Consider the following 18486-nt stretch of genomic DNA (forward strand, 5'->3'; position numbering starts at 1 on the left):
TGCGCCTGCCCTAATCAGATGCTCTATTGCCATTGTATCTTGAGAACCATACGGGAAGTGTTACGATTATTGCACAAGTAAACAGAGCGGAAAAAACAAAGCCCAATCGAAATTCTGCTAGATCAGAAGGGATAACTCCCAGCAGGCTTTGAAGTGCATACATCGAAAAATGTATCCCCCACCCATAAGGAACAACAAACCAAAGCCCCGAGCCCAACCCCGTATAAAGCAGCGCCGCCAGCAGGCTTCCTAACCCGCCTAGCCCTATTCCCACGTTTTTTCCAAAACGGAATGCGATCAAAAGGTGAAAGCAATAAAGGAAAAGATGGCTTCCCCACAAAACCAACGGGATCAACGTATAAAATCCAATCGGGATTTCCGCTGCTTCGCTAACGAGAGGGAACAAGATACTAAAGGATGTACTGGTCAACAGCACAGAGAAAAGGCCGGAAGCCAGTAAAATGGTTAATTTGGATAAAAGGACGGCTTTTCTGCCCGGCAGACAAAGGATGTTTTGAAAGTGGCCGGCTTTGGCCTCTTGCTCAACCAGCATAAAACAAACCATACTGATAATAAAAGGAAAAGCGATAGCTATAAACTGACAAAAGGCAGCCAGCTTGGCGGGAGTATCGCTGTTGGAAATTACCGCAAACAGTAACAGCATAGCGACTCCAGATGTTGGAATCAACAGATGAATAACAAAAAAGCTGGAATGATAAAGCTTGTAAAGGTCGCTTTTTAAATAACGGACATAATTAAGCATGGGATGGGCCTCCGCTGCCGATCCATTTTGAACATCCCCAAATAAGAGCGGCGGCAAGCGATAAGCTGATGCCGATAGCCGGCAAAACTATCCCGGTATCTAGCAGGTGAGAGCCGTTTTCTAAAGGAATGCCGTTAGGGTGCATGTTAAAAAAAGGCGTAACGACGCGAGCCGGAATGCCGAATGGATTCAACATAAACCAGGGCTTTGTAGCGCTGACAGCCGACAAAATGATCGTTGCGGCAGATGACGCCAATACGGCAAACAAATATCCCGATTTATGGGCTAACCAAGCTATAGCAGGCAATTGCCATAAATAAGTGAGCACTAGCAGCAAGCAGCCTATAAAGCTGTCCATAAGCGGAAGGCTTGCGGCTGTAATGCCGCCAACCAATGAAGCTATACACCATAAGAGCATATTTGAAAAAAGAAGCAGGACAGAAAGAGCGGCTATTTTGCCCATCCATAGCTTCTGCGATTTGACCGGCAAGCAAACTATGTTTTGCATAGCGGTGTTTTTTTCCTGAATAACCGTATTAGCCGACCACATTGCAACAATAATGGGAAGAAGCATCGTGTACCACCAATTGTAAGCAGAATATTGGAAGTCGTGCGGGCTTAATACATACCCTATTAAAACCGTTATAACCGGCGCCAAAAACACCAGCTTTAAAGAAAAGGTGTGGCGCATTTTCAACAGCTCGGATCGTATAATTCCAATCATCATCTAGTTAACCTCCCTGTACGTGCCGACCACTTCCATAAAAGTACTCTCCAAATCGGTACCCGGCTGTATTTCATTTTCATAGCCTAAATATCCAGAGGCGATAATGCCGATATGATCGGCAATTTGTTCAACCTCGGATAAAATATGACTGGATAAAATAACGGTTATTCCCCTTTCGGGAAACGATTTGATCAGCTTTCGCAGGTCCTGAATACCGATTGGGTCCAACCCGTTTGTTGGTTCGTCCAAAATAAGCAATTTTGGCTGCGATAGCAAAGCCAGGGCGATTCCCAATCTTTGCTTCATCCCTAAGGAGAAGTGTCCGGCTCGTTTTTTTCCTGTGTTTTTAAGCTGCACTATATCCAGCACCTCTTGGATGCGCTGCTTGGGCAAGCCTAAAGCCAGTGTTCGGACCTTCAAATTTTCATAGGCTGTTAAATGATCATAAAGCGGCGGTCTTTCTATTAAGGCACCAATGTCCGCCAGGTCGCTGCGTTTCCATGTATGTCCGTTAAATTCAATGCTGCCGGAGGTAGGCTGGATCATCCCGGCAATTATTTTTAGAATCGTCGATTTGCCGGCGCCGTTTGGACCTAAAAGGCCGTATACTGCGTTTCTCCGAATGTGAAGAGATACGTTATTAACCGCAAGCTGCCCTTTAAAGCTTTTGCACAGATTGGTTGTTTGAAGAATCATATCCATCATCAAAAGTCCCTTCTTGTATCGTGATGATGGTAGAGTAACAGCTAAGTTTGAAGATTCCTTTAAGATGAAAGCAAAAAAGCCGAAATCCCTTTGACAATAAAAGGGTCCGGCTCCGATTTCTATATCGCTTTTGTTAAGGGGTATGTTCAATAATTCATTTTATATTTTTTGCTCCTGCAGATTTTTCATGACAACAACTAAGTTGAAGCAAAAGAGCGCGGTAAACAGTGGGAAAACAAACATCTCTACAACGTCAATAGAAATCCCGTTTATCAGCATGGAAGCAATCATAGCGTCGATGGCCAGCAGCATGGCAATTCCTTTGATCGTAATAACAGGCACCAGCAGATAACCTAAGTTCTTTTTGCGGGCAAAAGCGATTCCCCCAATGATGGCAAGCGGGACTACAATGCCAAGATCAAGCGCCTGGATTGGAAAGGTCGTGTAATGCTCCAGGTCGCTTGGCGTGCTTCCTTGCAGCAGAGGGGGAATTAATCGGCCCAGCCACATAAGCAATATGATGGAGCCTAATGCAACAGTGGAATAGCCGATATATTTGTTTGGAAGCTTGGAGAAATGGAGGGTGTCCCTTTTTGAGATAAGTCCATACATCGTAATAATAAAGCCAAAAAAAGACAATGACATTAATACAACATAAACCAGGAAAAAAGGATTGTACACGGCGACAAAGCAATACGTTGCATACATATAGAGACAATAAGCCAATGTGCCCGCCAGCAGCACTTCGCCTTTTCGTTTTCCTTGATTGGCAAGGAGCAGAGAATATAGCAAAAAGGGGACAACAACCGCTAACGTGACGATCTCCTGGGCGATTACCTGTGAAGCCATTGAGACGGATTCATTATGATACAAGCCTTTTCCGTACAATTGAACAGACTCGCCAAAAATCGACTGAACAACCTGATGCTCGTTAATGGATTGATTGGAAAACACTCCATATAAAGCTGTGATTGCCGCTAACAGGACGATTGAGCCAACAATGATGGTTGTTATTCTTTTTATAGTCATAGCTGTATCCCTTTCTTTTGGTAACTAGTTACTCATTTACATTATAGCAACTAGTTACTATAATGCAACTAACGAAGAAGACACAGGGAGGTTGGTTATGGAAATCGATCACATGATTGAGGCATTTGCAGGAAAAAGGGAAAACGAGATAAGGGGCATTTTTTCCAGCATATCCATTTTGCAAAATCGTCTGCAAACCATATTTGATAAAACGGACGAGGCGCTTACGCTGAAGCAATTTATGCTGGTGATGATGATAAAGCATTCGGATGAGGTTACGACATTTACTCATTTGGGGCATTTATTGGGCTCTTCCAGGCAAAATGTAAAAAAGCTGGCTGCAGCGCTTGAGGAAAAAGGCTTTATTACCATCAGCCATGAAGCAGGCAATAAAAAAAATACGTCACTTTCCTTAACGCAAAAGGCTGTCAGCTATTCGGATAAAGTTTTTGCCCTGCATACGGAAAAATTAAATGGCATATTCAGTGATTATTCGGATGAAGAAATTCATCTGTTTTATCAGCTCATTACCAAGTTGTATTCCGGAGTGGAGCGGGAGGAGACGGATGCCTCCGCATATTGCGAAAAACCTCTGTAATACGCTTGAATACAGCGCTGGTAATACTGGACTATGTGCTAAATAACAAAGAAAATTGGATATATTGACCTTTCATTCTACAAGGTGTAAAATAAAAAACATATTGTAGAAACGAAAGAAGGGAGAGTTGATTCTATGCAAATTACCAAGGCGGAAATGGAGATTATGCAGGTCGTATGGGAAAACGGTTCAAGGATGACCACCAAGGAAATCGCGGAGAAGCTGCCCGATAAAAAAATTACAACGCTGCTCACTCTGGCCGGAAGACTGATTGACAAAGGCGCTCTGAATTCCATCAAGCTCGGACGATCACATGCTCATGAGTATTGGGCGGCCATAAGCGAAGCTGAATACCAAAAAATGCAAACGCAGAGCTTTGTACGTTCGATTCATAACGGCTCTGCCAAAAGCCTGATCAGTGCCTTGTTCCAAGACGAGAACCTGACTAAAAAGGATATTGAAGAGCTCCGTGAATTTATTAACCGAGAGACTGATTTCCATGATTAAATGGCTGCTAATGACCACCCTGGCCGGCAGCATCGCCAGCCTGTGTCTCATACTTCTTAAAACAAAGCTTGCCGCAAAATGCGGCGGACGCTGGTACTATTATGTCAGTCTGTCGGTCCTGCTGCTGTTCCTGGTGCCGCTTCAATTCAATGTGCCTGCCCTTTATCCCCAGTCCTTCATTCAGGAATCCGGTGCAGCTTCCTTTAACGGAAGTACGGCTGCTGCCGCAGAGACGAAAGTGCAAGAGCTGGCCGTTTCTTCCGCTGAAGGGCTCGCGACGCCAGGAGCTGTTCATTCTCCAGCTGGATCTGCAGAAGCCTGGATTATCGGGATCTGGGTCGTCGGTTTTGTCGTCATGCTGAGCTTTTATTTCTTAGGTTACTTTCGATTCAAGCGCAAGGCGCTTCAAGGTATGCGGATTGATCATGCGGAAGGCTTGAATGTGATGGCCAGCCAACATGTGCATTCGCCTATGCTTATCGGGTTCTTTAAGCCTCAAATTGTATTTCCCTTGAAGCACATGAGTATGGAGGATTATCAGTTAGCGTTAAAGCATGAATTGATTCATCACAAGCAAAAAGATGCGTGGCTCAAGTTGATTGCCGTGATCGTGAACTGCCTGCATTGGTTTAATCCGATTTCTTATCTGGCTCTGGCCAATATAAGCGAAGCCTGTGAATACTCCGTGGATGAGGCTTTGTCCAAATCGATGAACTCCACGGACAGGAAGCGATACAGCGAAATGATTTTACACTTTGCTTCCCAGTCGTCTCCAGCCTTCAACAGCGGCCTGGCTCAGCCTAAGAAACAACTATATCGAAGATTCAAGCTTATTTTGAGCCGGAGTACTGGCAGAGGCCAGACACTTGTCGGCATCGTGACCGCCGTAATGATTGCTGCCGTAGCTCTTTTCTCATCATCCTTGGTATTTGCGAAGGCACCTCAACCGATTACGGAGTACAGCGGCGGAATCAAGACCTATTACAATACAGACAAAACGTTAGAAGATAATGTGCAATCCGCACTGGGGAATGCCTCAGTGGGTGTTTATCCTGCAGGTCTGTATATTGATGAGAATGGGTTGAAGGTGGATTCTTTTAACACCACAGCCCCTTACTACAAGGTGGGTATTCAGTGGCAGGACAAAACCAACTCAGGCGTAGCAGCCCTGACCCAAACCACATTGTCGATTCAGAATCGGACGGTAACGGTCGCTTTTGGTGAAAAGGCAGCAGCCTATAAGAACGACAGCGTCATTAAGAAAATGATTACGAACCAAATTGAATTTGAATTGGAGTACGAGAACAAGAGGTTTGCTTATGATCATGCTGCGTTTATTGACGAGCTTATCCAACGCGGAGTTTATGTAATTAATGAAATATTGCCTCCAGAACAATTTACATTCTTGCTATCTAATATGCAAAACGGCGATATCACCGGTCACAAACTGCTAACGGCCTATGACAAGAAAGCTAAAATTACGGATGTTTTCAATGGCAGCGCGAAGCTTCCCAGATCTGTACTTGACCGGATGACGGACGGCTCTGAAGGGGTTCAGCTTGGAAAAGTCTTTGTTATTAAAAGTGGAGAAACCTTGGCCATGGATGTCAAAGAAACGACGGATAGATCGCCAACCATTAGTCTGGCCGTCATAGACGAGGCAACCGGTCGTGTAGCTTACTGGAATCCCTTAGCACAAAGCGGTACACGATCTATCTTTGTACCTGGGGAAAGCAGTGCGAACCGATCTTATAAGATTGTGGCAAGCGGAGAAGGGGAGGATAAGGCGAAGGTCGAGATTTTTACGTATAAAAGCGGGGAAGAGGAAACCCGGCAGCCTTCAAATGACTTCCTTCCAGTCATTCTCCGATAGCAAATCCCCGCTTATCAAGAAGGGGTTCCCAATGAAATATTTACATAATATTTGGAAAATGGAGCTGATTCAAATGTTAATATCAAAGTTGAAGTACAGTGCGCTCGGCTTGCTTTGTGTACTGGTATTCACAAATACGGCGTATGCGAGCAGTGATTACTTCTGGTCGGAATCAGTGCCGATGCCATCATGTACCGGCAGTTGGGATGGTACTGTCAGCGAAAGGGCTTCCAGCGAAGGTTCTTCTGAAGGGGGGAGCATGTTCACAATAATGGTGGATGGCAAGAAGATCGAACAGGATATTCCTACATGCGCGGAGGCGAAGAAAAACCGTGTCCTGGTTGTTGTGAACGGGCTATATCTGCATGTCAGCGCAACGGTCGAAGGATGGCCCTATATCGAGAATGGACGAACGATGGCTCCGATGCGGGCCATTGCGGATGTATTCGGGTTCGAAGTGGATTGGAAAGCAAGCGAACAGAAAATTACGCTGACCAAAGAAGAGAAGAGCATCGTCATGCACATCGGAAAGTCTGAGATGCTGGTTGACGGGAAAAAGGTGCTGCTGGAAGATACGGTACCTGCGATTAAAAAAGGCGTGACGTTTTTACCGATCCGGCAGCTTGCAGAAATCCTCGGTATTGATGTGGAGTGGGATTCGAAGACACGGACCGCGAGGTTTACTGAGTAATAGTCATAGAAGGACAAGAATGCTCTCAAGTGTGCAGGAAAAGCCAAACGCCAGGAATGCCGACGCTGCGGCACTCATGGCGTTTGTTTTATTTTGAGGCTAATTTAAAATTGCAAAGGGCTGTTTTTCATTTCACTAATTTTTTGTAGAGCAAGGGAATGCTGTGTTTTTATGTCTTCGTCCTCTGCATGGAGATACCATTCCACAAGCCGATATCCAAACATAATCAGGATTAGCTCATATACGCAGTTATCTTCAACGGATGCCTCCGCATATTGCGAAAAACCTCTGTAATACGCAGGAATACAGCGCTGGTAATACTGGACCATGTGCTCAATATCCGCTTCATCCGCAATCAGGCTAGCAATATCCTCGCCGAGATAACCCCAGCCGCTTGTATCCCAATCGATGATGGCTATTTTGCCATCGGCGACGATCAGGTTAGTTACCCAGTAGTCACGGTGACTCAGCACAATAGGCAGCTTTTTGATGCGCTCGAATATTTCGTCGGAATTTGCGTCAAGGTCGATGAACATTTGCCGCACATGCTTTGGAAAGGCGCAATCCTCCGAGCGGACATAATCGTAGACGACAGGCCATGAACGATAGTGCAGGTACGTATCCATCATGAGATTGGCATGGCTCAGGTTGGTCAGGCTTTTCAGCACATCCGGCTGCTCCGCGTGCAGCCTGCCTTGATAACGTCCAATCTCCAGTGCAGCCTGTTCATACATCTCCGCTGTCAAATCCAGGCCGGACACGCCATTGATATATTCCAGCCACAGCACGCTTTCAGCATCCTCCTCCTCTTCATTTTCAATAAGCTCAGCGTAATAACAGGCCGGCCAGCGGAATGTATCGCTAAAGGTGGATGCCAGATCGGATTTGTAAAGGTCATATTCCCGGCGCCAGGAACCGGAATCGCCATAGCGATCATATTCCTTATGGCGTTTCAGAACAATGCGATACGGCAATTTTTCGCCTTTGTCCGTTTCGGCTGTTCCCGTAACCAGATAAACATTGCCCACCGTTCCCCCTTGCAATGAAGCGGTTTGGCTGTCGGCGGAGATAATCCTTTTATTAAAATATTGGCTTAATGCTTCGTTTAGTTTATACAGTTTCATTGTCATCTTTTATGACCTCCGTTTTTTCTTGTTTGCTTGCTCCACATCGCCGTATATTTGTTTCGAGCATTTTTTTCGATGAGGTAGCTTGTTTTATCCTGAACAAAGCGGTTTTCATTCTGTTGTGAAAGATAACGCTCCCAGCGTTCATGCGACAGCGAGCCTTTGGCAAGCGCGGCGAGAATGGCACAGCCCGGCTCGGATTGATGGCGGCAATCCGTGAACCGGCATTGCGTGAACCATTCCTCCACATCGGCAAAGCCTATACGGATGCCTTCATCCGCATCAAACAGGCCAAGCTCGCGCATCCCAGGCGTATCAATGACCATTGCGCCGGAAGGGAGCATGAACAATTGACGGTGCGTCGTTGTATGACGGCCCCTGCTGTCAATTTCCCGGATCGCCTGAACAGCCATTACGTCCTGTTCCATCAAGGCATTAAGCAGGGAGGACTTGCCGACGCCGGACATGCCGAGAAAAACAACCGTTTTACCTGGCGTCAGGTAGGCTTCCAGCTCGTTCAAGCCCATGCCTGTATGACTGCAGATGGCGTGAACCGGCACATCCGGCATACTTTGAGCGACCTCGGCAAGCGGGAGCGTATAGTCATCTACAAGATCGGCCTTGGTCAAAATAACGACCGGTTGACCGCCGCTTTGCCTGGCCTGCGTCAAATAACGCATGATGCGCGTGACGTTGAAATCCAGATTCAACGAGGACAAAATAAAAACATAATCAAAGTTGGTTGCGACAACCTGCTCCAGAATCGTTTTGGCAAAGCCTGCCGCATGGCCCGAATAATCTGCGCGTGAAAACTTGGAACGGCGCGGCAATAACGTATCAATGAGCGAGTCCCCGCTTTCGTTGTAGCGAACCAGCACAAAATCGCCAACGCAAGGAAAATCCACGCGCGTTTCTGCCGTATGATAAAACGCGCCCTTAAGCACCGCGTTTACCTCGCCGCGCTCGGTCATGACCGTAAAGCGCTCCCGCCGAAGCTCCGTCACTCTGCCGGCCAATAGTCCATCAGGAATTTCATTTATTTCTGTAAGTCCGTAAGCTTTTAAATCAATCATGGTTGTTGGTTAGCTCCTTTTAGTTCGTTTTTAGGCGCAAAAATGCCGCAAACAAGCAGCCTCGACTGAAGCTGCTGTTTTGCGGCATTTTGATACGCAAAGAAGATACGACCTTTATCGTATCTCACAAACAGCACTATTCACGAAAGGTTACTTTGGATGGCATACCAAATAAAACGGAGCTTTCCCCGCTTTTTTGCTCTTGCACCTTCTCAGGTATGCCCGCTATTTGGTTTTAAGTCGAAACCACCATAGTCATAGTAGTTGCGTTTGCCATTCAAAACCTCTCCCTTCGTGTAAGGAACGTATTTTTTCGTAAAGCAAGTAAAGGATAACATGTTTTGGGAGGAAAAACCATAACAAAATGTTGAAGTGCTTTCTTGTTATGACGAACAACATATCCAGAATTTATTAACTACGCTACTATTAAGTAGCCGAAAAGGGGAAGAGAGAGGTGAAAAGAAGGATGAAAATCAGTTCACAAGTCTATGTTAAAAGCAGCGTGGAGGCAGTCGACATCTATTGTCGGGCATTCAACCTGGAGAAAGGGCTTGCATTCCTAAACGAAGAACAAAATGAATATGAGCATTGCGAGCTGATGCGAAACGGCGAGTTGTTTATAGCTGTTAGCGAAGCGCCAAAGGCATGTGATACAAGCAAAAAAACAATCTGGCAGACGATGGCCTTTAATGTGTACGACATGGGAAGCGAAGAAGCAGTCCGGCAGGCATACGACATCCTGAAGGAAGGCGGTACCGTGATCGACCCGCCCGGTTCATGCCCTTGGAATGCCTATTGCTCCAATCTGATTGACCGCTTCGGGGTATTTTGGTGGATTGCCGTATGAATAAGCCAATTGAATAACTCATTACAACATTACGTGATGGGATGAGGGGGGGGGGGCGGAGCATCAGGGGAAATATTATTGTTTCCGAAGCTACTTTGGCTTGCATTGTCGTAATGTCGCCTTTATAATCTGTCTATAACGGGAGATGATCTGATGAATTCAAAATCCAGAGTTTCTTTTCAATCTGTACACCGCACGAAGCTGGTTGACGATGTTGTTATTCAGTTGCAGCAGAAAATTACCGGGGGAGAGCTAAAGGAAGGCGACAAAATTCCAACGGAGCCTGAGCTGATGGAGCAGTTCGGAGTGGGACGTTCAACCGTTCGAGAGGCCGTCCGGGTGCTGGTTCATGCGGGATTGCTGGAAAAAAAACAGGGCTTTGGCACGTATTTGGCTTCCTCTGTGCAGATAATTCGCGAGCCTCTTGAGCATCGGCTGCGTCGTGCGGAAATTTTCGAGGTGTACGAGGTCAGAAGAATGCTAGAGCTTGAAATTGCACGGCTGGCTGCGATGCGGCGGGACGAGGATGACCTTGCTCTTATGCGCTCCTATTTGGAGCAGCGTTCCGAGGCTTTGGAGGCGGGGGACCGGGAAGGATATTTAAACGCCGACATTCAGTTCCACATTGCGGTTGCTGCCGCCAGCAAAAATCATGTCGTCATCGACTTGTATCGAACCTTTTCATCTGTGCTGCGAAATGCGCTGGGCAAGCTGGAAATGGAGGAGGACGGTCACGACCCCAATACGGAATGTCACAACAGGCTCTATGAGGCAATTAAGACCAAGGATGTCCAAGCCGCGGAGCATTGGACGCTTCAAAATCTGAACGGAACCGTCAGTCAGCTTCGCGAGCGCGACGAGAACGGAAATTAACTTAAGCCAGAGCGTCGTGGCAAGGCTAGCAGGCACGAGGAGGGACTGCCCGGAGCGTTTTTTTATCATTAAACATCAGATGATATGATGAATGTAAACGGAGGTTGAGAAATTGAACAGCAAGCTTCAGCACAAGGCGGCTCCGCCACACGGGACAGCCGCAGTATCAAGCCGCCCAACAACAAGCCTGGCGGCGAATACGGCGTATTCCATCTTATTATCTATTAGCATCGTTCATTTGCTGAATGATTCCATCCAGTCGGTTATTCCGGCAATTTTTCCGATTTTGCGGCAATCCATGAACCTGAGCTTCGCTCAAATAGGCTGGATCGCCTTTACTTTGAATGTAACGGCATCCTTATTTCAGCCGCTTATTGGCTTGTACTCCGATGCACGGCCTAAGCCGCTGCTGCTCCCCGCAGGCGTTCTGTTTTCTTTGCTCGGCATGGTGGTGCTGGCATACGCCTCCGCTTACGAATGGGTCATTTTATCCGTTATCCTCATCGGACTTGGCTCCGCTGTGCTCCATCCTGAAGCGTCAAGGGTAGCTCATCTGGCTGCGGGTCCGCGCAAGGGGCTGGCGCAATCCATTTTTCAGACGGGAGGCAATGTAGGTCAGGCGCTGGCGCCTGTATTTACGGCGCTGATCTTTGTTCCTTTGGGTCAATTCGGCATTATCTGGTTTACCATTGCGGCTGCTGCGGCCTTTGTCGTACAGCTCTATGTCGCCAAATGGTACAAAGCCCATGCCGTTCGTAAAAACGCCGTCCATTCGGGCAAGCAGCAAAGAGAGCCGCTGCCAATACGGACAATTGTTTATTCCATGACGATCCTTATTTTGCTGCTGTTTTCCAAGTTTGTATATGTAGCCGGCATGACGGGCTTTTTTTCGTTTTACCTTATCGAGCATCATGGCATATCGACTGAATACGCGCAGGTGTTTATTTTTGCTCTGCTTATCGCCGGAGCGGCAGGAACGTTTCTTGGGGGGCCGCTCGCCGACCGCTTTGGGCGCAGAAATATGATCTGGTTCTCCATTCTTGGCACGGCGCCCTTTTCGCTGCTGCTTCCTTATGCCAATTTGTTCTGGTCGGGTGTGCTGTGCGTTTGTATCGGGTTTATTCTGCTTTCCGGCTTTTCGGTCATTATCGTATATGCCCAGGAACTGCTGCCTGGAAAAGTCGGGATGGTGTCGGGACTGTTTTTTGGACTTGCTTTTGGACTTGGAGGAATCGGCTCCGTTGTACTTGGCGCATTGGCGGATGCAACAAGCATTTCATTTGTAATCAAGCTGAGCGGCTTCTTGCCGCTGCTGGGCTTGCTTGCGGTGTTTCTGCCAACAGACAAGGCATTGAGGCTGAACGAGGACTAGGCAGGGGGACGGGGCGTCCAGCGGTCAGTTTTGACTGACTGTCAGGACAACCCCGTTTTTTTGAGCAGAAGCTTGAAGCTTCATCCGTTAATCTAGTTTGTCGATCAGGCGTAAATATTGATCTATAATTTCGGGAAGCAGATTACGTGTGCCGTCTGGAGTAAATTGGAGCGCTTTACGAGCGACGCTGTCGCCGATGACGCCGGTTGTGAGCCGCAGCTCGATTCTATCTTCCATTCTAACGTTTTCTTTGGGAAGTACACCAAATTTTAGATACTTGAAGGTGGAGCGGTCCGAAAGATTTTTTAAGTAATAAATGGGCGTATAGACCTCCAAGGCGCCTTTCGACATTCGCTCGCGCTGATCATAGGTTGCCTGGGGAATCCCGTATGCGCTATAAAGCAAGTTAGAGTATCCCTCGCCAATGCCATGAAAGACTGCATTCAGGGTAACGTTTTTGTTAGCGGCTATTTCATTTTTGCTATATGTATAGACTAACAAATATGCATTTTTTTGCTTGGCGAGCGGGATGTCCTTTTCATAGCCTTGCGGCTTGTAGTACAGCTCGTTAAGCGGATATCCGATTTTACTCCGATACGGGCTTTTGGGGTCATCCAAATCAATGATATAATAACCCGTTAACTCTCCTTTGTACCAAGGTGATTCGAAACGGAATTTAGCGGTATCGATCTTGTTGGCGTTGTATATGCCAAGGAAATGGGGCCATACGCTGAACATGTTGGTTTGATGCCAATCGACCTCTGCTTTTTGTAGCGCATAGTGGTCTACGGGCAGGCTTTCCCCTTTATTGAACTCCAAGACCCGTTGGATAACGACTACGGCTTGCGCTCGTGTCGTGACGCCGTTTGGCGAAACCTCGCCGTTTCCTGTACCTTGAATGAGGCCGCGGCGCACCGCTTCGAACAAATCTTGCTTGGCATTGGTATTCAGGCTATTAAAATAAGGGTTAATCAGCGTGTTGACGGTTGGTCCAGCGTTCAGCAGCAAGCTGAAAAAATTGTCGACCCGAGTGAGCGCGTCATTAATAAGCGCCTGTCGCGGATTAACGCAATCATGTTCTGCAATAAACCAATCCTCGGCTTCGACGCTGCAATAGCTTTTTCCGTTCGCCAGATTTTCAGCCTGGTATTCCTCAACGCGGGCATTGTACCATGCGCGCAACTCATCCAGGGTTTTCCGGGGAGTGTCATAAACGGTGAGATCCACATTCATCGTGGGTTCTTTTTTTAGCTTGGCCATGTCCGCATCGATGGAAGGGAACATTGCTTTGATCCGCTGGACGCTGTGTGTGGTTTGAATAAGCTCCTTGTAAAGAAGCTCCCGGCTCTGAGGAGTAGTAGCCCTCACAACTGTCGAAGCCATCTCCATGCGAGTTAGCGCCTTGGTGGGATTGGCATAGTCGTTGTCGTAAAGCTTGGCTTCCCGAACAGCCGCTTCATAAGGGGCGAACCATCCCGAGCCTTGCTCAGCTTCGCCTACCGGAAGCTGCATGGCTTTCGCGAGCATGGTCAAAAACGCTTGTCCGGTGATCTGCTTGTCGGGACGAAAGGTCCCGTCCTCATAACCCTCCACATAGCCAGATGCAATTGCGGACCGGACAACACTTTCGGACCAGTGACCGTGTAAATCCGAAAAATCCGGTTCATTTGCTGCCATTGTCAGATCGCCAAGCGGCTGTAAAAACAGGAAGAGAGATAACATTGGCGCCAAACAAAGCGCCAGCTTTTTTGATCTGTTGCTAAGTAACAATAATTTCACCTCATTATTGGGATCAATGCTTATATTGGAACATTTTACGCATTGAGGATTATTGTAGCATAGATAGAACAGGAGATTTAGTTATTTCTATCGGAAAAATCGACAAAAGGGCTGCCCCGCCGTAATTCGGCAATGGATAGCCCTAATTTTTGTTGCTGTTTTCTATTTAAACGCTTGTTACATGATCCTCGCATTCCTCGGAGCAGAAGCCATGATGCGATTCCTCGCAATCCGGGCAAACGATATGTTGACGGTGGCATGTATCGTCGGCGCAGTTGATATATGTGTCTGCGGGCGAACCGCAGTGGTGGCATTTGCCAACAACAACGGCTTCGTCCGTACGGTTGATGGGAACGGAGATTCGCTCATCAAAAACGTAGCATTTGCCGTCAAACAGCCTGCCCTGCACTTCCTCGTCTTTACCGTAAGTGACGATGCCTCCGTCGAGCTGGTAGACGTCCTTAAAGCCTTCGCTCAGCATGACGCCGGTCAGCTTTTCGCAGCGAATGCCGCCGGTGCAATAGGTCAAAATAGGCTTGTCCTTCAAGTCCGCCATATTCTCGCGCAGCCACTCCGGAAATTCCTTGAACGTTTTGAGGTCGGGGCGTATCGCATTACGGAAATGACCAAGGTCATATTCATAATCGCTTCGCCCGTCCAGCACGATGACGTCCTCTCTTTGCAGGTAGTCATGGAACTCTTTTGGAGAGAGGTGCGTGCCTGTCAGGGTGTTGGGATCAAGCGGCTTGTCGTAGCGCAGCGTGACCAGCTCTTTTTTGTAGCGGACAAAAATCTTTTTGAAGGCATGGTTCTCCGCGTCATCGATTTTGAAAACCATGTCGCTAAACAGCGGGTTGGCTTTCATATCGTTCATGTATTGCTCCGTTTGCTGGAAGGTCCCGGAAAGGGTGCCATTGATGCCTTCGTCGGCGATCAGAATTCGTCCCTTCACGCCAAGCTCCTTGCAGTATGCCAGATGTTCTGTTGCAAATTGCTCCGCTTCGGGAATGGCAACGAATTTATAATACAGCAGGATGCGGTAGTTGTTAGTATCGCTCATTTCTCTATTCCTTTCTGTCCTTTCTGTAACGAGAGGTTATTACTCTACCTATTGTAATCCAGTGTGCCGATGATCACAACAGATGTCGTGAAAAGGCCCCTCATCTTGAGGCAGATGGTATAATAAGGTTGGATTGAAGTGAATTTTACAGGGGGCGATGGGAAAATGACTGTTCTGTACCGTAAAATCGCAGCAGCTTCGATTGCTGCAACGCTTCATAGCATTTTGCTTGGACTGCTGTTTCCAACTCCTTTTGGGGAGTCGGTGAAAGACGGTTACTTCTGGAGCTTTATGACCACGACGCCCGTGTATATGTCCTATGTTTTTCCGGCAATGTTTACCTACGGGATTATAACCTCGCTACTAAGTGATAAAGCGGGGAGCTGGATTGCCCAAAAAAGCGGCGATTCCAGACTGGACATTATGGTTTCCGGCTCGTTGCATCTTGTGTTTGGGCTTGTTTTATTATGGTTTAGCTTGCCCGGCGCTGTTCTTTATTTCCTGACAGATCGCTTGTTATCCAAATTCGGCTCAAAAGTAAAAGGCTCTGCTGCAGCGTTAAGCCTGATGATTCCTTTATTGTTTTTTGCCCTTTTTGTTGGCATCATTTCCATCGGTACCGCTTAGGATGTACGGGGCTGCCCGAAAAGTAACCATTTTTAAGGACAACCCCGGATAATCAAAAGCCTAAGAATGTTAATTGTTATACATTTGTTCCAGCGGCGCTTCAAGCAACGCTTTAAGCTTCCCTTCCTGATCATTATCCATTCCCAGAAAAACGGCGGCATAATGGATGCCGTTATGTTCCCAAAGGTAATAGGTTTGCGATTTTTTTTCTGTATTTCCACTGGCGTCTCTAAAATGGCCGTCTTCATGAATTGGACCGTGATAGACAAAACCCGGATCCGTATAAACGCCAATACCGTAGCCGTCCAGCTTCAGATTGCGCTGAAAACTCAGCTTGGAGGTATCAAACGGCGCCGCCTTGCTCTGGTAAAAGTTCAATTCATCGTTCAAACCGAAGCCTAGGGTAGATTTTGTGACGCGGTATGCGTTCCTTAAAGCATCTGCTTCCGTTTTATAGGCGTAGTCGGGATGCCGGTCCGCACCTCTCTGCAGGCTGGCGTCATACAAAACCAGTGGCGTACCCGGCAGCTGGAATGGGAATTTGATATCAAAGCCGAGAAGCTTTACTGCTTGAGCCAGGTCGGTTTCATTGTATAGCTCAAACGATTTTTGATCCCCATCGTAGCGTGTTTGCTTAAGCTGCTCCGGCGGAGTGAAGGAGGACACTATTTTCTCCATTTCCTCTTCTGAAATGTTCCTTCTGTAGAAGGGCTCTCCTGTTTTCATATTATGGTTTTCACTGTAATACTGAAGGGCGTACCAATTCCCATCATCCTGCCACATAAAGCTTTTGGCAATCTCCGGCTTGTGCTTTTCGAAGGACTGTGTTTCTGTGAGCAAAGCGCCCTGGATGCCTCCAACAGTTGCCGGATTTTGCTTGAAGGCGGAATCATAGGCTTTTCCCCAGGAATAGGGGGCAAGAGAGTAGGTTCCGATAAGCAGCTCGTTCCGGTCGAGTGGATTGCCTTCGGCTATAACCAGCTCAAGGATTCGTTCATCCTCCTGACCATATCGGGCGGCAAAAGTGAAGGTAAGCACATCTTTGTTTCCATTCAAATAGCCTTGATGCAAATCTATATTCTCAAGCTGGTAGCCGTCTGGCAAATAATCAGGCACCTTGAAGACCATATCCGTAAATGCGCGGGACCTGTCCAGACTCGAAAAATATTTGTACGAGTTGATAGGCCGTATAAGCTCAAAGGACGCCGCCGTTTGCGCTTTAACGGAGCTGGTGATTGAATTTTGCAGCGGATTTGTCAACAATACGGCGCCTATAACCAGCGCGGACAGCACGGAAATTATCGTAAGTCTGTTTGCGCCTTTTTTAAATTGCGATATCATGGATATTCTCTCTTTCAGTTCGTTTTTATTGTGATAAAAATGGGACAGATTGACCTTTGGCGCCGTGTTTCGGGCCAGCAGCCGTGACATCATCAGAAGCGTCATGCCATAGGGCGTTGCCTCGCGTTCGCCCAAAGCCTCTAGCGTGCTTGCATCGCAAGCCGTTTCGCGGTCGCCGGATGCTTTTTTTACTGCAAGCCACACAAGCGGATTGTACCAATGCACAAGCGCTGCCAGCATCCAGAGCAGGTTATGCCATAAATCCTTGCGTTTATAGTGATTAAGCTCATGGGCAAAAATGTGGCGGAGCTGTCTAGCATTCGCAATGGCGGCAATGTCTTTAGGAATATAAATTGCAGACTTCCATACGCCATACAGGAAAGGGCTGCGAATGTCTTCCGCTTCATAAACAGGAATAGGTCTGGTTATTCCAAGTCCTTTCCTGACCTCCTCCAAAACGGACGAGGCTTGAGCTCCGGCAAGCTCTCGGCTGGAGAGCAATCTTCTGCGAAACCGGATATGGACAAATAAATAATAGCAGCTAATGATCAGAATGCCGCAAAGCCATATCCACCCTGCGGCTTTAAACCAGGAAAAGGGCTTGTGACTATTCTCATAGCTGCTGCTTGTTTGAGAACCCGCCGCTATATGCTTGTCAGCACCTGCATGTGCAGCCGCTATTTGCGGGCTGTACTGCTGAAGCTCATTGGCTGATTGTGCTTCTGCTGTACTTTGTTCCGTACCCACAAGGAATGCAGAGGTCGAACCTGGATGCAGCATGGACGTCTGATTTTCCAATTGCCATTCCGCAATAGGCTGCGGAAGCAGGTTGAACAGGCTGATAGGACTCTCCGGCGCTACGGGAATCAGCAGCTTAACCAGCGCCAGCATCCATAATAGCTGTATGGCCTTTGGACTTGGACGATGCCAGCGTTGTTTGCGTATCAGTAAAATAAGGACCAAAATGATTACGGCTGACAATGAGGAGCTTACAAAAGCCTTAAAAATAAAGTCTGGAGAGATCATAGGTTTTTCTTCCGCTCAAGCAGCTCCCGTAGCTCATCGATTTCATCTTCGGAAAGGGGTGTTTCCTGAATAAAATGGGCGCAAAGGGCTCCGGCAGCACCATTGTATACTCTATCCAAAAAGGTTTGGTTTTCCATTTTCAGGTATTGCTCGTGAGAAACCAGGGGATAATAGTGATAGTTCCTGCCTGTCTTTTGGAAAGCAATAGCTTTTTTCTTATGCAGGCGGTTTAAAAAGGTTTTTATGGTTTGCTGCGACCACTGCATGTCCTGCGACAAGCGGGAAATGATATCGCCTGCGGATAGGGGCTGCTCCTGCCACAGAAGCTTCATGACTTCGCTTTCCGCATCCGTAATTCGGGGATTTTCACTCATCTATACGTTGCCTCCTTTTCTTGTTTACGCATGTAAACGATGTTGATAGTTTACAACTGTAAACAATAGAAGTCAACCGTTTTGGGTGACATGG

18 protein-coding genes are annotated in these 18486 nt (G+C 47.3%); 8 read left to right on the plus strand and 10 right to left on the minus strand.

The genetic code is table 11. From position 1 onward, the window contains the following. Positions 1–10: 10 nt before the first annotated feature. From A7K91_RS11815 to A7K91_RS11830, 4 genes are all read right to left on the minus strand, one after another. Positions 11–763: a lantibiotic immunity ABC transporter MutG family permease subunit gene (locus A7K91_RS11815; protein WP_068682895.1), complete on the minus strand. Its 753-nt coding sequence runs from the start codon at positions 761–763 to the stop codon at positions 11–13. Continuing rightward, positions 756–1490, minus strand: coding sequence for a lantibiotic immunity ABC transporter MutE/EpiE family permease subunit (locus tag A7K91_RS11820; protein ID WP_068682897.1), 735 nt, complete (start codon positions 1488–1490; stop codon positions 756–758). Before A7K91_RS11820 ends, A7K91_RS11815 begins: the two co-directional genes overlap by 8 nt. Then, complete coding sequence (locus A7K91_RS11825) at positions 1491–2195, minus strand: lantibiotic protection ABC transporter ATP-binding protein (RefSeq protein ID WP_068682899.1); 705 nt, start codon at positions 2193–2195, stop codon at positions 1491–1493. A gap of 159 nt (positions 2196–2354) precedes the next feature. Continuing rightward, entirely contained in the window at positions 2355–3224 is an 870-nt protein-coding gene (locus A7K91_RS11830; protein WP_211274522.1) for a hypothetical protein, read from the minus strand. A gap of 97 nt (positions 3225–3321) precedes the next feature. On the opposite strand from A7K91_RS11830, the gene A7K91_RS11835 reads away from it, so the two are divergent. From A7K91_RS11835 to A7K91_RS11850, 4 genes are all read left to right on the plus strand, one after another. Then, the gene (locus tag A7K91_RS11835; protein WP_068682901.1) at positions 3322–3822 is read left to right on the plus strand and encodes a MarR family winged helix-turn-helix transcriptional regulator; all 501 of its coding nucleotides are present in this window, start codon (positions 3322–3324) and stop codon (positions 3820–3822) included. 135 nt (positions 3823–3957) lie between these two features. Beyond that, a complete protein-coding gene (locus A7K91_RS11840) occupies positions 3958–4329 on the plus strand; it encodes a BlaI/MecI/CopY family transcriptional regulator (protein ID WP_082967404.1) in 372 nt (123 codons plus the stop codon). Beyond that, positions 4322–6202, plus strand: a complete 1881-nt coding sequence (locus tag A7K91_RS11845; protein WP_068682903.1) for a M56 family metallopeptidase — start codon at positions 4322–4324, stop codon at positions 6200–6202. Before A7K91_RS11840 ends, A7K91_RS11845 begins: the two co-directional genes overlap by 8 nt. A gap of 31 nt (positions 6203–6233) precedes the next feature. After that, positions 6234–6893 (plus strand): copper amine oxidase N-terminal domain-containing protein, encoded by a 660-nt coding sequence (locus A7K91_RS11850; protein WP_068682905.1) that lies wholly within the window; start codon positions 6234–6236, stop codon positions 6891–6893. 104 nt (positions 6894–6997) lie between these two features. Here A7K91_RS11850 and A7K91_RS11855 read toward each other — a convergent pair whose 3' ends face one another. Both A7K91_RS11855 and rsgA read right to left on the minus strand, forming a co-directional pair. Further along, on the minus strand, positions 6998–8023 hold the full coding sequence (locus tag A7K91_RS11855) for a phosphotransferase (RefSeq protein WP_068682907.1): 1026 nt from the start codon (positions 8021–8023) through the stop codon (positions 6998–7000). Continuing rightward, complete coding sequence (gene rsgA, locus A7K91_RS11860; protein ID WP_068682909.1) at positions 8020–9093, minus strand: ribosome small subunit-dependent GTPase A; 1074 nt, start codon at positions 9091–9093, stop codon at positions 8020–8022. Before rsgA ends, A7K91_RS11855 begins: the two co-directional genes overlap by 4 nt. A gap of 466 nt (positions 9094–9559) precedes the next feature. Between rsgA and A7K91_RS11865 the strand changes: the two genes are divergently transcribed. The 3 genes from A7K91_RS11865 to A7K91_RS11875 all read left to right on the plus strand — a co-directional run bounded on the left by A7K91_RS11865 (position 9560) and on the right by A7K91_RS11875 (position 12185). Next, complete coding sequence (locus A7K91_RS11865; protein WP_068682911.1) at positions 9560–9940, plus strand: VOC family protein; 381 nt, start codon at positions 9560–9562, stop codon at positions 9938–9940. 153 nt (positions 9941–10093) lie between these two features. Continuing rightward, positions 10094–10813, plus strand: a complete 720-nt coding sequence (locus A7K91_RS11870) for a FadR/GntR family transcriptional regulator (protein ID WP_068682913.1) — start codon at positions 10094–10096, stop codon at positions 10811–10813. Positions 10814–10925: 112 nt separating this feature from the next. After that, positions 10926–12185, plus strand: a complete 1260-nt coding sequence (locus A7K91_RS11875; protein ID WP_068682915.1) for an MFS transporter — start codon at positions 10926–10928, stop codon at positions 12183–12185. 87 nt (positions 12186–12272) lie between these two features. Here the strand turns inward: A7K91_RS11875 and A7K91_RS11880 are convergent, their stop codons facing one another. Next, positions 12273–13955 (minus strand): S-layer homology domain-containing protein, encoded by a 1683-nt coding sequence (locus A7K91_RS11880; protein ID WP_068682917.1) that lies wholly within the window; start codon positions 13953–13955, stop codon positions 12273–12275. A gap of 175 nt (positions 13956–14130) precedes the next feature. Next, on the minus strand, positions 14131–15024 hold the full coding sequence (gene trhO / locus A7K91_RS11885) for an oxygen-dependent tRNA uridine(34) hydroxylase TrhO (protein ID WP_068682919.1): 894 nt from the start codon (positions 15022–15024) through the stop codon (positions 14131–14133). A 165-nt stretch (positions 15025–15189) separates the two neighbouring features. Between trhO and A7K91_RS11890 the strand changes: the two genes are divergently transcribed. Continuing rightward, a complete protein-coding gene (locus tag A7K91_RS11890) occupies positions 15190–15651 on the plus strand; it encodes a hypothetical protein (RefSeq protein WP_068682921.1) in 462 nt (153 codons plus the stop codon). A 69-nt stretch (positions 15652–15720) separates the two neighbouring features. Here the strand turns inward: A7K91_RS11890 and A7K91_RS11895 are convergent, their stop codons facing one another. Both A7K91_RS11895 and A7K91_RS11900 read right to left on the minus strand, forming a co-directional pair. Then, positions 15721–18018, minus strand: a complete 2298-nt coding sequence (locus tag A7K91_RS11895) for a M56 family metallopeptidase (protein WP_068682923.1) — start codon at positions 18016–18018, stop codon at positions 15721–15723. After that, positions 18015–18392: a BlaI/MecI/CopY family transcriptional regulator gene (locus A7K91_RS11900; RefSeq protein WP_068682925.1), complete on the minus strand. Its 378-nt coding sequence runs from the start codon at positions 18390–18392 to the stop codon at positions 18015–18017. Before A7K91_RS11900 ends, A7K91_RS11895 begins: the two co-directional genes overlap by 4 nt. Positions 18393–18486: the final 94 nt, after the last annotated feature.

It is taken from the genome of Paenibacillus oryzae, from assembly GCF_001675045.1.
Taxonomy (GTDB): domain Bacteria; phylum Bacillota; class Bacilli; order Paenibacillales; family Paenibacillaceae; genus Pristimantibacillus; species Pristimantibacillus oryzae.

Bases quoted from the DNA above. Each gene is read 5' to 3' on its own strand.
- A7K91_RS11835 (WP_068682901.1), top strand. From the start codon at position 3,322: ATGGAAATCGATCACATGATTGAGGCATTTGCAGGAAAAAGGGAAAAC.
- A7K91_RS11825 (WP_068682899.1), bottom strand. From the start codon at position 2,195: ATGATGGATATGATTCTTCAAACAACCAATCTGTGCAAAAGCTTTAAA.
- trhO (WP_068682919.1), bottom strand. From the start codon at position 15,024: ATGAGCGATACTAACAACTACCGCATCCTGCTGTATTATAAATTCGTT.
- rsgA (WP_068682909.1), bottom strand. From the start codon at position 9,093: ATGATTGATTTAAAAGCTTACGGACTTACAGAAATAAATGAAATTCCT.
- A7K91_RS11815 (WP_068682895.1), bottom strand. From the start codon at position 763: ATGCTTAATTATGTCCGTTATTTAAAAAGCGACCTTTACAAGCTTTAT.
- A7K91_RS11850 (WP_068682905.1), top strand. From the start codon at position 6,234: ATGAAATATTTACATAATATTTGGAAAATGGAGCTGATTCAAATGTTA.
- A7K91_RS11895 (WP_068682923.1), bottom strand. From the start codon at position 18,018: ATGATCTCTCCAGACTTTATTTTTAAGGCTTTTGTAAGCTCCTCATTG.
- A7K91_RS11845 (WP_068682903.1), top strand. From the start codon at position 4,322: ATGATTAAATGGCTGCTAATGACCACCCTGGCCGGCAGCATCGCCAGC.
- A7K91_RS11865 (WP_068682911.1), top strand. From the start codon at position 9,560: ATGAAAATCAGTTCACAAGTCTATGTTAAAAGCAGCGTGGAGGCAGTC.
- A7K91_RS11890 (WP_068682921.1), top strand. From the start codon at position 15,190: ATGACTGTTCTGTACCGTAAAATCGCAGCAGCTTCGATTGCTGCAACG.
- A7K91_RS11900 (WP_068682925.1), bottom strand. From the start codon at position 18,392: ATGAGTGAAAATCCCCGAATTACGGATGCGGAAAGCGAAGTCATGAAG.
- A7K91_RS11820 (WP_068682897.1), bottom strand. From the start codon at position 1,490: ATGATGATTGGAATTATACGATCCGAGCTGTTGAAAATGCGCCACACC.
- A7K91_RS11870 (WP_068682913.1), top strand. From the start codon at position 10,094: ATGAATTCAAAATCCAGAGTTTCTTTTCAATCTGTACACCGCACGAAG.
- A7K91_RS11840 (WP_082967404.1), top strand. From the start codon at position 3,958: ATGCAAATTACCAAGGCGGAAATGGAGATTATGCAGGTCGTATGGGAA.
- A7K91_RS11855 (WP_068682907.1), bottom strand. From the start codon at position 8,023: ATGACAATGAAACTGTATAAACTAAACGAAGCATTAAGCCAATATTTT.
- A7K91_RS11830 (WP_211274522.1), bottom strand. From the start codon at position 3,224: ATGACTATAAAAAGAATAACAACCATCATTGTTGGCTCAATCGTCCTG.